This window comes from Komagataeibacter diospyri (genome assembly GCF_006538165.1).
Lineage (GTDB): Bacteria > Pseudomonadota > Alphaproteobacteria > Acetobacterales > Acetobacteraceae > Komagataeibacter > Komagataeibacter diospyri.
This window is the reverse complement of the sequence record NZ_BDLU01000063.1, coordinates 135,043-149,656: the sequence shown is the minus strand read 5'-3', so window position 1 is coordinate 149,656 and position 14,614 is coordinate 135,043. Positions and strand designations below refer to the sequence as shown.

At 60.3% G+C, this 14,614-nt stretch carries 7 protein-coding genes; all 7 read right to left on the bottom strand.

Annotated elements, in window-relative coordinates; genetic code table 11:
* Positions 1-5: 5 nt before the first annotated feature.
* The 7 genes from MSKU9_RS14620 to MSKU9_RS14590 all read right to left on the bottom strand — a co-directional run bounded on the left by MSKU9_RS14620 (position 6) and on the right by MSKU9_RS14590 (position 13,771).
* A complete protein-coding gene (locus MSKU9_RS14620) occupies positions 6-2,210 on the bottom strand; it encodes a beta-glucosidase (RefSeq protein ID WP_141262112.1) in 2,205 nt (734 codons plus the stop codon).
* 222 nt (positions 2,211-2,432) lie between these two features.
* Positions 2,433-2,903 carry a cellulose biosynthesis protein BcsD gene (bcsD, locus tag MSKU9_RS14615; protein ID WP_141262111.1) on the bottom strand — a complete coding sequence of 157 codons (471 nt, stop codon included), beginning with the start codon at positions 2,901-2,903 and terminating at the stop codon, positions 2,433-2,435.
* On the bottom strand, positions 2,903-6,892 hold the full coding sequence (locus tag MSKU9_RS14610; RefSeq protein WP_141262110.1) for a cellulose synthase subunit BcsC-related outer membrane protein: 3,990 nt from the start codon (positions 6,890-6,892) through the stop codon (positions 2,903-2,905). The genes bcsD and MSKU9_RS14610 overlap by 1 nt, the downstream gene beginning before the upstream one ends.
* 2 nt (positions 6,893-6,894) lie before the next feature.
* A complete protein-coding gene (locus tag MSKU9_RS14605) occupies positions 6,895-9,309 on the bottom strand; it encodes a cellulose biosynthesis cyclic di-GMP-binding regulatory protein BcsB (protein ID WP_227001099.1) in 2,415 nt (804 codons plus the stop codon).
* On the bottom strand, positions 9,296-11,533 hold the full coding sequence (gene bcsA / locus MSKU9_RS14600) for a UDP-forming cellulose synthase catalytic subunit (protein WP_141262109.1): 2,238 nt from the start codon (positions 11,531-11,533) through the stop codon (positions 9,296-9,298). The genes MSKU9_RS14605 and bcsA overlap by 14 nt, the downstream gene beginning before the upstream one ends.
* 187 nt (positions 11,534-11,720) lie before the next feature.
* Positions 11,721-12,695 carry an endoglucanase gene (locus MSKU9_RS18810; RefSeq protein ID WP_264371855.1) on the bottom strand — a complete coding sequence of 325 codons (975 nt, stop codon included), beginning with the start codon at positions 12,693-12,695 and terminating at the stop codon, positions 11,721-11,723.
* Positions 12,692-13,771 (bottom strand): glycosyl hydrolase family 8, encoded by a 1,080-nt coding sequence (locus MSKU9_RS14590; RefSeq protein ID WP_141262108.1) that lies wholly within the window; start codon positions 13,769-13,771, stop codon positions 12,692-12,694. Before MSKU9_RS14590 ends, MSKU9_RS18810 begins: the two co-directional genes overlap by 4 nt.
* Positions 13,772-14,614 lie beyond the last annotated feature (843 nt).

The following is a 14,614-nucleotide window of genomic DNA, read 5'->3' as shown; positions in this document are numbered from 1 at the left end:
GTAACTCAGGGTGCCAGCGTGCGGCCAGACAGATGCACGCTCACCTGCTGGCTGTCATCCATGGCCGAATGACCCAGCCAGACCCGGAACCGGCCCGAGGGAATGTCCCAGCGGTCATGCTTGCCATCAAAATGGGCCAGCAGGCGCGGATCAACCTGCACCGAAACCTGACGGCTTTCACCCGGCGCCAGCTTGACGCGCTGCCAGCCCGCCAGCCTGCGCGCGCCACCATCGGGCAGCCCGACATAAACCTGCGGCACATCCACGCCCGGACGCGTGCCGGTATTACGCACGTTGAACGTCACCGTCAGTTGCTTGTGGTGATACCCCGCCACCAGCCCGTCGGTTGCGAAAGTGGTGTAGGTCAGGCCATAGCCGAACGGGTAGAGCGGCTTGAGGTGATTGCGGTCGAACCAGCGGTAACCGACATCGCTGCCTTCGTCGTAAACCAGCTCCTGATCGGTGTGGAACTGCATCTCGAACACGTTATTGGCGTTCACACCCGCGATATCGGGATGGGCCAGTTGGGATTCAGCCTGCGGGAAGGTCATGGTCAGATGGCCCGAGGGTGCGACCTTGCCAAACAGCAGCCGGGCGATGGCGGTCCCGCCGCCGGAACCGGGGAACCATGCCTCCAGCACGCCCGCAACACTGCCGTTCCACGGCATCAGCACCGGATCGCCGGTTTCCATGACCACGACGGTGCGCGGATTGGCGGCGGCGACGGCAGCGATCAGCGCATCGGCATTGCCGTCAAGGTGCATGTTCGGCGCATCCATCCCCTCAAAGGTAAACTGTGTTGCATACACGACGGCGACATCGGCCGCGCGGGCGGCACGGACGGCAGCGGCGATATTCGTGCCCGGATCATAGGTGATATGGGCGGCCGGTGCTTCGGCCCGCATGGCCTTGAGCGGGGAAGACGGGAAGTAGACCGGATCGCCCGGCCAGTCCTTCTTGCCCGGTCCCTTGACCACCTCGCCCCCGATGGGATCGACCTGGCTGGACCCACCGCCCGAAATCACGCCCACATCCGCATGGCCGCCAATGACCGCAATGCGCGCGGTGGGGGCCAGCGGCAGGATATTGCCCTCGTTACGCAGCAGGACCGCCCCCTCCTCCTCATCACGCTGGGCGACAAGGGTATCGGTCACGACATCCAGCGGGGCGCGCACGGGCGGATGGTCAACCAGCCCCTGCGCGAACAGGGAGCGGACGATACGCTGCGCCATGTCGTCAATACGCGACTGCGGCACGCGACCGGCCTTCACATCAGCTGCCAGCAGCGTGCGGAAATAGGGCCGTGCATCAGCATGGTCACCCGCGGATTCCTGATCAAGGCCAGCCAGCGCCGCACGGGCGGAGGAATGGGTCGCCCCCCAGTCGGACATGACAAAACCGGGATAATGCCAGTCCTGCTTCAGCGTCTTTGTCAGCAGGTACGGGCTTTCGCACGCATACAGGTCATTGACGCGGTTATAGGCACACATGACGGAACCGGGATGTCCCGTTTCGATCGCGATCTCGAACCCCAGCAGGTCGCTTTCGCGCATGGCGACAGGGTCGATATCGGCGCTCATGGTCATGCGCGATGTCTCAAGATCATTCATCGCGTAATGCTTTAGGGTGGAAATCACATGCTGTGACTGCACACCGGCAATGGTGCTGCCAACCATGCGACCGGTCTGCAGCGGATCCTCGCCCGCATATTCGAAATTGCGGCCACCACGCGGGTCACGGGTCAGGTCGGCCCCACCACCCAGCAGGACGTTAAAACCCTGCTGCCATGCTTCACGACCAATCATGGCGCCTGCCTGACGCGCCATGTCCATGTCCCACGAACTGGCGGTGGACAGACCCGATGGCAGGGAAACCGCCGCACCGTCCTTACGGATATGGGCCGGGTTACGCACGCCAAGCCCCGCATCCGAAATCTGCAGGTCAGGCAGGCCTGACCCGGCAGGCGCACGCAGGTAAGCCGCCGAACCAAGGCCACCCGGCGGGGCAACGCTGCCGTTGAACCCGCCGCCATCCACGCTGAACAGCAGGGACATCTTGTCTTCCAGGCTCATATGCGCGAGCACCTGCCGCGCCTTTTCATCCGCCGGGTCGGTCGAACCGTGCGCGGCATGGGCATGGGGGGCGCCATGCGCCACCATCATGCCGCACGCCACGGCAGACAGCAGGGATATCTTGCGGGACAGTTTCATGCGGCAGGCTCCTCCTTGATGATAAGGGCAGCAGTGATGCGGGCCAGACCGCCCATCCGCCTGCTGCGGCAATATTACTGAAACACTCCACCTTTAATCCGCATGATCTAGCGCAAGGCTGGACTGGAAATTGGAGCGACAGGTGTAAAAAAACCCCACCAGCAGGCCATATACATGCCTGCGGGCGGGGTTTTTGGAAACAGAACAGCCGGGGGGGCCGGATCAGTTGCTGTTGCTGCGGGTGCGCATATATAGGATGATGGTCTGGCTCGGGACGGAATTCAGGTCTTCCGCATCGATATCGCGGCTGACGACATAATCACCGAACGCACCGGGCTGCGACGTGATCCAGCGGCCGTACAGCCCTTCCAGCACCGGGGCCAGCCATGTGCCTGACGGCTCACCCGCGCTGCCAACCTGCGGCAGGTCTTCATGCACGATGCGCATGGCCTGTTCTTCCGCCAGCAGTTCCAGCTTCACATAGCCCCAGTTGATCATGCCCAGCAGGGCATTCAGTTCGATCTGCAACTGGTGAATGGTGTTGCACAGGGGCGGCTGCAGGCGACCAGCCATTCCGCGGCCGACCTCCCGCAACAGGTCATTTCTGACCTCGATCCCGGCCTGATCGTCAATTTCCCATGACAGGGCCTGCAAGAAAAGCGAGAAGTCCGGTTTTGCGTTGAAAGTTGTCATTACTGGTCCATAATAAGATAGTGTGCGGAAATCATGGCGCCGCTTTCAGTCCAGTTACCGGCCTTCTGCCAGCGCCCCGACAGATCAAGACGAAGATTGTGGGTAAATCGGTACCCTACCCTAGCATTGAAGCCACCCGTAAGACTAGCAATACTATCCCCGGGATAGTAGGCGCTGTTGACCGTTTCCTGTGAGAGATAATCAGAGCTTGTCGCGTTCGTCACGTAATTATTGGCCACATACTGCGCCCCCGACTGCAGCAACGAAGACGTGGGGAAGAACGGTGACGAATGTTCGTGGAAGACCTGATAGCCAACGGAAGCGTTCACGTCCCAGTCAAGCCGCTTGTGCTGACCGGCATAACGGATCGGAACGGTGGCTGCGTAATAGGACTGCGGCGAGAAGTAGCCGCCCTGTCCGTAGGTATAGAAATCCTGGTTGTTCGCATAACCGAAGTAGGTCAGGCTGACACCGATCCGCACCAGCATGTTGGCATTGTGCCACACCAGCGTATTGACGCCGATGCCCGCTTCACGCTCGTTATTGCTCCGCGTGTTCTTGCCGGTCTGGATTGCGTAGCCACCACCACCATACACGATGGTGTTGCCCAGCGTTGCCTCAACCTGCCCATGGAAGTGGTTGGTGACGACACCACCCCATTCCTGGCTCCACTGTGACGCCAGTTCCTTGCCGTACAGGCTACGGGCATAACGCCCGATGGCGGAATAATAGTTCGGGTCACGCAGGCCGCCATAGGACAGGACACTGTTGGTAATCGAACGCCGTTCGGCACTGACACGGAACGTGACCGGACCAACACGCGGCGAGAACTCGACCCCGCCCAGCACATTGGTGATGGGGAAGCCGATCGGTGACGCACCGACATCCGCCCGCACCCAGCTATTGCCAAACTGGACATCAGGCGCGAAGCCTGCTTCGCCCTGCCCGCCCTGTATCGCCTGGGTCTTGTAGCGGGTGGTGGAGTTCTGGTTCTGCCGGTTCATGTAAGTGGCGTACTGGTTCCACGCCTTTACCGCCATGTCGGTGCCATAGCGGGGCACGTCATAGACAGAATCACTATCAAGATCACCTGACCAGATCATGGTTGGCGTGATCGAGAACGTCAGGCTGGACTCACCCGCCTGCAGCGGCAGGCGGCCCACGATGGGAATATTGGCTTCCGTCAGGCGGCCCATGCCGTGTTCACCCGAACGCGACCGGAACCCGAGGCCCCCGTCGATGGATGGGGCAAGGTTTTCACGCAGCGTGTTGATCTGCCCGGAAATGGAGGACAGCATCTGGTCCGATGCCTCGGGCGAGGTCGCTTCCATGCTGTAGGACCCACCGGTGACCGGCGCGCCCAGTTCCGTCTGCCGACCATAACCATGGTGCCGGAAAGGATTGCTGGAAGGCGGCGCAAGCGCGTCCTGCTCGGCCCCGGCCGCACCGGCGCCCGCCGCCATACGGGAACCCTCAACCTGCTGCAGGCGAAGGTCATAGGCCCGGCGCAGGTCCGCAATGGTCCGGTGGCCATGTCCGTCAGCCTGATCAGCCACGGCCATGCCCAGCCACGCACGGGCATCCATCGGGCTTTCCTGCACGCCATCCATCGCCAGACGGGTCGCCAGGCTCTTGCGCCCGCTATTGACCGCAGCCTGCACCGCCGCCTGACGGGCATCAAGGTCCTGCGGATTGTGGCGCAGCACCGCAAGGTCGATCTCCAGCGCCTTGCTCGCCTTGCCTTCACCATTGTACAGCCGGGCCAGCGCGAGTTTGGGGGAAGTCGCCTCCGGATCTGCGCGCAGCGCGGGGGCCAGATGATCGTAAGCCTGCGCCTGATCGCCACGCTGGTTCAGCAGGTCGGACTGGGCCACGGAAATACCCATGCGCAGCTGCTGCAGGGTCTGCTGCTGTTCAGGCAGCATCGCATTGCCCGTCCCGTTCCCGCTGCCATCGCCCAGGGGCGCAAGCAGACGGGCGGCAGCGACCGGATTGCTGATCTTCATGTATTCGGTGGCATAGGCCAGACGCTGCTCGGTCGACAGGTCGATCGTGCGTGTCGAGGCGATACGCAGCGCCATGCGGGCATGGACCATGTCGCCACGCTGGCGAAACAGGTCGGCCACGGCCACACCGCGCGCGCCCGTCGGGTCCGGCGGGGACAGGGCCTCACGGATCAGGGGTACCGGGTTGGGCACCATCGACAGGCGACTGGCCAGATCTTCCTTGATCTGCATTTCCTCGGCAATGGAACGGATGGCCGGAGAATAGTCCTCGGGCGACATGCCGGACAGCAGGCGGCGGGTCGCCGCATCATTGCCTGCGCCATAAGTATACAGGATGCCTGCCTGCCGGTCCTGTGCCGTAACCGGGTTGGCCAGAATCGGCTGCATGACACGGCCGGCTTCCGCCACGTCACCCTGCTGCTGCAGGGCGTTGGCAAGATTGATGCGCACCCACGGGTCGCGCGGTGCCTGTGTCATGGCTTCACGCAGGATGGAGACCTTACGTGCCGAATCCGACGTATGCGAGGCTGCGGCCATCAGGCCCGTCACCTCGATCTCGCCCACCTGTTCGGCATATTGCGGCCCGACGCGTGAAAGCAACTGGCGGGCTTCCGCCGTATTGCCCTGCGCCATGTCCACCCGCGCCAGTCCCATCAGGGCCAGCGGGCTGTTGGGGTCGCGCGCCAGAACGGAACGGTATGACTGCTCGGACGCATCAATCTGCCCGGTCGTGCGCTGCAGGTCCGCCAGCATCAGCGTCGCACCGGTGAACTGCCCCGGCTGGCGCGCCAGGGACGTCAGCCGCTGCTTGGCTTCGGTATATTCATGCGCCGCGATCATCTGGCGCACGGCGGCATAGTCACCACTGATTTCCATACCCGCCAGCGCGGGACGCCAGCGGTCAGCCGTCTTGGGGTCGGCTGCCATCGCTTCCTGGAAATAACGGCGTGCTTCCGCCGCGTCGCCCTGACGCATGCTGACCAGCCCCATGCCGCCCAGTGAATCCGCATCATGCGAATTGACCTGCAATGCGGACTGGAAGGACTGCTCGGCTGCGGAAAGACGCCCGGCGTTCAGCTGCTGGTAGCCTGCCTGACGTGCAAGACCCGCCTTGTCCGGCGGACCGCCGGGCGGGTGAAGCATGTGTTCCTTCAGCGCCGCATCATCGGGATGCGCCGCCAGCCACTGCTGCATGAGCGGCTGCGTCTCAGGGGTAACCGGCAGCCAGCTCAGTGTCTGTCGATAGGACTGGGTTGCAGCCGCGGCTTCGACCGGGGCCTGACTGCGGAACCCCTGCAGATCCTTCAGTCGCGCCAAGCCTTCCATACGGGTCGGGGTATTGTATGTCAGTGCCTGCGCGAAGGCGAGCTGGGCACGGTAATCCTGCGGATTGGCTGCCACAACACTGGCCAGTCCCGCCCGTGCCTGATCCCAGTCGGCCGGCACGCCAGCCATTGTCTGGTAATATTCCACCGCCAGCGAATGGGGAGGCTTTCCACCATTGAACAGCTTCTGGTACCCCGCCACAGCCTGCGCGTTATGGCCTGAAGCCGCGAGCGAGCGGACCTGTGACAGGTCGGAAGTGGAGATGGAACGCTCATGCAGCAGGTCGGTCAGGCTGTTCGCGGCCGCACTGTTGGGTGCGACCTGCTGCAGGTGACGCAGGGTATCAGCGGCGGCTTCACGGTTGCCCATGGCCGTCTGGTATTCACCCTGAACCTCCAGCACGTCCGGAGAGTCGGGCGCAATCCGCTGCGCGTTCTGCAATGCCTGCCGGGCATTGTCATACTGCTGCTGCTGCAACCAGAAACGTGCCTGCTGCAGCAGGATCTGCCGGGGGGCTGCGGCCCCACCGGTAGCCTGCGCGCCAGTCATGGCCGTTGATGCCTGCTGCGCGCGGGCTACCGGCACAGCCATCATCACACCCATGCAACTGCTGGCAAGAAGGCCGGCAGAAAGTGAAAAGACGTATCGCCTACTCATGATCACGATTTCTGCCTTTCTTCCTGCAACTGCCGGCGACGGTACATCGCGTGGCGGAACAGTGCACGAACCAGGACAGCCACCACCAGCAGACAGCCGAACAGGCCGACCACAACCACACGGATGGGATGATTGTGCATATACCAGTCAGGCATGAGCCACATCGGCAGCGTGCCAACCGTATAAAGCGGTGAGCTGCGGTAGGATGTCAGGTCGTCGCCATGCGCCAGAACAAGGTCACCCTGCACCTTCGCCTGATTTTTACGCTGCCCCAGGATCTGGACCAGATTATCCAGCCCCTGCCCATCAGCCGACAGCAGGGCCAGCACCGTACGACCGGAAGCCAGCGGTGATTCTGCTTCCACCATCGCGCCGACACCGCCGCTCAGGGTGGTTTCGACCTCGGTCGGACGGGTGCTGCTTATGACCGACATCGGATCCTGGAAGATGTTCCACACCCCGCTGAGGGTAGAACGCAGCCCCATGTGCAGCCGCCCGTCCGAAATCTGGTAAGCCGAGTTGGCCAGCAGCGAGGAGACTTCCCCACTGTTCGACAGGGTGGACAGGACAATCAGGTTCCGGTCCGCCACATCGCTTACATGGTCAGCCGACACGATATCGACACCCGATACGGGATACCAGGTCGTCGCCCCCATGAAACCCATGAGGTCGAGATAGGCGCTGACCACCGTGCCATTGGGATGATCCGGCAGCACCACGGCCGAACGCGACAGATCGGCATAGGTGGTGAACGGATACCCCGCACTGGCCATGTAAGCCAGGTTGGGCATGCGTGTGATGTGATAGGCGTTGGACAGGTCGATGGTTGAATCCGGATCAACCGACATGTGGATCAGGCTTGGCCCGGGACGGCAGCCTGGCTGTGTCAGGGGCGCTGCGTCAAAATAGAACTGCAGCTGATCCTGACCGAACACCATCCACGGCGGAATGGTCAGCGTATGCTGTTCCACGCCAGCGTTCTGGCTGCCCACGCCAACACGACGCAGCAGCTGGTCGACTGCGGAACTCTGCTCGCGCAGTGAATAGGACTGCAGATAGGTATTGTTGATACCGACATCCAGATGTGACCGCGCGACATCCAGGATCGGCCCATCCGGCGCACGGAAGCGCACATTCAGCTTGTACGGCCGGTCACGCCACGTATACAGGTCGGGGGACACGCGGAAGGGCACCGACAGGACACCCGGCGTATAGCCTTCCCCCTGCAATGCGCTGACAGGCACCAGTTCACCCAGCCGGACCGGACGGGTGGTGGGGATGAAGGACGGCGCGTCATTTGCGACGCGTGGTGCGACGTCAATCGGCGCCACGTCCATGCGGCTGGCGACCGGCAGGGCGCTGGAACCAAAACCGACCCCCTTGCTTGCGGTGATGACTTCGTCGCGGTCACGGCCCGTCACCAGCAGCAGCGTGCCATTGGGGTCGGACGGATTGGCGACCTCCATAAGGGTTGGCCCACTGATCGAAGGTCGTCCCAATGCGGCAGGCAGTTCATCCGCCACACCGACCACAATGGCGTTGCCCGTCTGGGGAATGGTGGAGAATACGGGGAAATTGACCCCACGGTAGTCGGTCTGCTGCCCGAACCACGACGCGATGATGCCGGATGCCTTGAGCACCTCGGGATCAAATGTCTGTGCAAGGACAAACGGAATGACCACTTTCTGCCTTACAGTCTTGTCAAAGAAAGGCTGCGGCAGCCGGGCCAGCTGGCGCCGGGGGGGAAGCGGTATGGTTGTGATCTGCAGTTGCGAATGTTCGGACACGCTGGCCCACTGCAGCCCGTTGGACGGGTCCGCGCATCCCTTCGACCCGGCGGCAAAGCTGAAATTCAGGCGGTTGCCGCTGACAAAGAAGATGGGATTGACGTCAAATGACAACGGACCAAATGCCGGATGCGACGGGTCAGGGCGCAAGGTACCGATATACTGTTCATTCAGCGTGATCGTAACCGCACTGTTGTCAGGCTGGAGGTTGGGCGACATCGCACCCGAGACCACCAGCCGTGCCGACGTTACCAGCTGGTCCGCCGGTATACCGAACTGCAGCCCCTGCAGCGGGGCCGCGCCGCGCATGGTCAATGCGCTTTGCGCACCCAGTTCCTTCAGGGAATAGGTATGAACGGTCGCAACATCGGAACCGGCACCTGCCGCATTTTCGGCATTGTCCAGTATCGCATCCGCGTTATTGGCCGCGTCCGCCGGGGTGGAGGCGGCAGCATTACTTCCCGTCTGTGCCTGGGGCTGCGCCACAGGGGTAGACGCAGGTAAGGGGGGCAGGTCACTACCCGCAGGCGGGGGCGCAGGCGCCCTGGATGCAATCGGGGCAGCCTGTGCTCCCGTTGCAAAGACCAGTAGCGCGATCAGGGACACCATTTTCATATCACGAGGCCGCACGACTGATCTTTCCTTCCTGTTTCTGACCACCCTGACTGGTTGTTGGCTCCCTACGCTCAACCGGCAGTGCAATTGGTTTTTTCTTGGGGCGACTATGGGCAATCATCTGACCCTTCCTGCGGAACAGTGCCTTGATGCTGAGGATCAGACTCCACAGGCTTCGTAACGGCCGGTCATCCTCATAATTATTCCACTGCAGCCAGGCATCAGCACGCCCGAACACGAACCGGACCACGGCTGCTTCAACCTGAATGTTATTGATCGACCATGTGAACACGGCCTTGCCCCGGGCACTACGGATCATGGTGGCCGGAAGGTTCACCTCCTCGCCATCCAGTACCGCATGGATCACGACCTGTACAGGCTGGTCCGGGGTAACATCGCGCCAGGGCATGTGGATCGCCACACCACCCATGGAAACGTCCTCGGTAATGCCGTGGCTTGAATTGCCTTCGTAATCATAAACCGTAACGGGAATCTGGGCTTCAATACGGTGACTGTGGCGGATCTGCTTGGTTTCACGACCCACGGCAATGGCCGCCAGCAGTATGATCAGGCTGATCATCGACCAGATGCAGTTCAGCGCGTAAGCACGTTCCGAAATAATGTCCAGATGCTGAAAAATCAGCGCATATGCCCCGCGCAGCAGGCCAAGGGCCATGATGCAGGCGAAGATGATGTTCGGATAGGTGGCGCCAAGATCGAATTCCTCGTGCTCCAGAACACCACCTTTTTCCGTCACGTTGAACTTGCCCTTGGAGGGGAACATCATCGTTACGATGGTCACACGCACCAGGAACAACGCCATGACGGTTTCGTACACTTCACTCCAGAACGAATAACGCCAGCCCTTGTTGACTTTCGCCGCCGTCGCGATGGAATGGAACATATGCGGAATGGCGTAGGCCAGCACCGCCAGCGGGGACGCGGCGATGATGTTCTGGTTGAAGAACAGGAAGGCCAGCGGGGACGCAAGGAAGATGACGCGGGGAATGGCGAAGAAGAACGACGTCATGGCCGACAGGTAACACAGCCGCTGCCCCAGTTTCAGTCCCGGTCCCATCATCGGATTGTCGACACGGAAAATCTGGATCATGCCACGGGCCCAGCGCATACGCTGACCGATATGCGTGACAAGGCGTTCAGTCGCCAGACCACTGGCCAGCGGAATGCGCAGGTAGGCGGTTGACCATCCCTTGCGCTGCATGCGCAGCGCGGTATGGGCATCTTCCGTCACGGTTTCTGTTGCAAAGCCGCCGATTTCCTCAATCGCCTTACGCCGCAGGATGGCGCACGAACCGCAGAAAAAGGTCGCATCCCAGAAGTCGTTACCGTCCTGAATAACACCGTAGAACAGGTTGCCTTCCGGCGGGGTACGGTACCCCACGGCCAGGTTACGCTGGAACGGGTCAGGGGAATAGAAGTGATGCGGGGTCTGCATCAGGGCGATCTTCGGATCCTCGACCATCCAGCCCATCGCGATCTGCAGGAACGCACGCGTCGGGATATGGTCACAGTCCAGGATGAGGATGTAATCGCCTGTCGTATGCTTGATGGCGTAGTTGAGGTTGCCGGCCTTGGCATGCGCGTTATCGGGACGGGCGATATAGCGCGCGCCGCATTCTTCGGCAAAGCGGGCGAATTCCTCACGCTTGCCGTCATCCAGAATGTAGACGTTTACCTTGTCGGGTGGCCAGTCGATACCCAGCGCACCCAGAACCGTCAGGCGTACGATCCCCAGCGATTCATCGTAGGTCGGGATAAAGATATCAACAGTGGGCCAGTCATCCGGGTTAGGTGACATCGGCAACGGGGCGCGATGAAGGGGTGAAATCGTCTGGAAATAACTGAGGAACAGCATGTACAGCGCATACAGTTCCGCCAGCAGCAGGGTAACGCCCAGTCCGCCCTGTATCCAGGTATCGAAGTCCAGCGTTTCTGTCAGGCGCCATGTCAGGTACCGCAGCGATACCAGCGCCGAAAGCACTTCAAGAAAGACCTGGGTACGGCGGCTTTTACGCCGGCCGACGATGAAAAATACCGCAATACATATTAATGCCACAATCAACTGTTCATTTATCGACAGCGTGACGGTAGTGGCAGCGAGCAGGGCAAAAATCCCCACAGCCCCAACTATGTAACTGGCACCGCGCGGTGCCAGTATCTTATTGGAAAAACGGCCGAACCGACTTTCCGCAGGCGCTGACGACTGAACCTCTGACATCAATAACTCGTCCGGTTAATAAATACTGATAAAACAGATAGTTACGTTCAAAAGAAAACCGTCAGACGCATCTGGTCCGTCATGTCGCCTTTCTGCCCGCGTGGCCTGCGGGTCATACGGGGATCATCCCCATTCCTTTTTGCCATCACGGGCTGGCCTGCCATCATGTCCAGCCCGCCAATGCAGCTTAGGATTCCCCGTTTTCTTCTTCGCGCTTGCGCAGCAGGGCTTCACGCAGGCTTGGCTTGGGGATCAGACGATCCGTGGCCCGGCCTCCCAGAGTCATGAAAACTTCCGTAAGCGTCGGGGAGTTGTCCGTCGGGGCCGGGGACCGTCCCGTACTGTTGTTCCATGAATTCTTGTCTAATTTGGTCATCGTGGTCACCTTGGAAACAGGTTTGGGAACAGGCGGTGATGTCGGCACCGGGGTGGATTGGAACAACCGGGCCATCTGGGTCAGGTCGCCTGCCTTGGCAAAGAAAAATCCAGGCCCTGTCGGGCGCTGTCCACGACGCTGCTGCGCCTTGGGTACAGGGGCCCAGTCATCTGTCGCGGTGACCACCGGTTCGGACGCTTCAACCGCGAAGGGCGCGGACTGCACCGGTGCCGGGCGTGGCGGCACGGGGGCAGCAGGCGCTTCGGTAAACGGCGGCAGGCCACGTCGCTCCTGACCACCCGACTGCACGACATCCGCTGCCGAAGCAACAGGATTCGGCCGAGGCGCAGGCCGCACCACGGTTTCCGGCGGCGGAGGGGGCGGAGCCACGGTCTCAGCCACGGGGGGCTGGGGCGCATGCACGACTTCCGACGCCATTGGCGGTGGCGGCGCGGGCGGCGCAGAAAGTATTTCGGGGGATGCTACGACTGGCGGGGCCACAGGCTCCGGCTCCGGTTCCGGCTCGGCGGCGGGAACGTGCGGTTCCGGTTCGGCATACTGATCTTCAGTGTAGGCATGAACGTCGTGCGCGTCTTCATGAACGGACTCTTCCGGGTCTTCCACGGGCATATCCCGCACGACAGGGCGGAAGGAATGGTAATGAAACCCCTCCCCGCTCAGACCGTAACCAGCCGTAAGCATGCGGGACACATCCTGTGGATTGTCCATGTCCACAGTCGGGCGAGGCGCCTGTGCTCCTGCCACTTCCTTATCGGCTGAACTCACATCCCACCTCCCTCGGCACGGGCGATATAGACCAGCAATGTAAGCGCTGCGGAATAGTAATCCGGCGCATTATCCAGCGTAGGCAGTTCCCCTGCCGATGCCAGACCCGAACACGACGCGACGGCCAGATAGCCGGGCGGTGCATTATAGGGCGACCGCGAACCATTTGTCAGGTCAATCCAGCCCGGCAGCGCCGATGCGCCAAAATGGTTCCAGAAACGCGTGAAGTCAGCCAGAAGCTCCGGTGACAGCATATGCGCCCAATACAGGTAGAGCGGCACGCGAATCGCATCAAAGGAGAAACGCGGCGGCCAGCCCTTGGCTATGGAAAAGGCACCGGTCTGTCGATTGATTGACAGCCAGTCCGGCGGAAGCTTCCATTGCCCGAATCGTCCCTTGCCGATAATGCGCAGGCCATTTTCCATTACGGTCTGCCACCGCGGATCGGCCGACAGCTCAAACGCCTGCATGAGCGAGGGCATGACGTAATAGGAAAGGTTGAGAGTGACCGCATCCTTGGTGACGAATCCGGTCGCACCGGGCAGCAGCACCTCATAGGGGCCGACCTTCATGGTCATGAGCTTCAGCACATCGGCATAAATGGCCATAGCGTCCTGAATATAGTCGGCCCGCTTCCAAAGCCTGCCGGCCCGTGCCAGGCCAAGCGCAATCAGCAGATCGCCATCGGTAGCGTTGTTCTTGTCCGCGACCGGCGGGTTATGCCCGTCCAGGTAGCGCCAGGAAAACAGGGCATCGGTCTTGTGCTGGAGATTGGTGCGCGCCCACACCCATATCGCCTCGAATGCCGCCTGATCGCCAGCGGTGGCGGCGAAAAGCATGCCATAGCCCTGCCCCTCGCTGTGGGATTCGCCGCTGTTGCCGGTATCAACGATACGGCCATCAGGATGGAAATATTTGCTGCGGAAAATGGCCCACTGCTGATTCACTGCCGTGCCGTCACCTGCTTCAGCCGCTGAAATAAAAGGAATGCTGCCTGCTGCCGCCATGACGGACAGAAAGGAGCGACGCCCCATCCCGGATACATGCTTCTGCAGCTTCATAAAATCCAACAGCATTGATCACCACACACTTCAGAAATCCGAACCGATGCAACCACAGGCAGGAACTGGTGTTCAATTCCATACCCGGTCGCACCCATGACGCCTTAATCGCAAACTCCCCTATCCTGCAAGCCGGACATGGCCGTGACGAGACAGACTTTATTACGGAAGAGAAGCATAACGTCTTACCTCCCGGTGGTGAAACAGTCACCAGCGCCCTTACGGACCGGAAAGGTGAGAAAGTTGCATTTTTATCACGTCAGGCCCGCGAGCTCCCCAAAAAATCCCGTTGATTATTCCAGAAAAAATCAAAAAGAGAGATATGGAAAACGATCGGGTTCCAATATGCTGCCATCCGTCCGGAAATTAAAAGATGGAAAATATTTTTAAATTTCAGGGCAAATTGACCTGGATCAATGTTTTTCACGCAAACTGCATAGGCACCGATATAAGATGCCTTTATTATATATTAATATGAAAAACATCACCATGCCATAGATTGATTGCCCTTCTGATAAAAAATAACTGTCGAAATACTGTAATACATTGGGAAAAGCCGCCTTACGGCGGGCTTTCATTCAACACTCATGGGCATGAAGCCCATTGTGGATAATATGCATTGGTAGCGCCACATCCCGATCCGTCGGGGCAGGCCATAAGACCCTTGTCTGCGAATACACGCAGACAGACAATATTCACGCCGAACATTTCATATACTGAACGGATAATTCATTTATATTTTGCATAACACCATGCCTTTCCCAGAAGACAGTCCTGCAAATGATGAAGAAGTTTTTCGGTGAAGTTTTTTTGAAAAAACGGCGCTGAAAAATAAACATTATTTATCAACACGATATT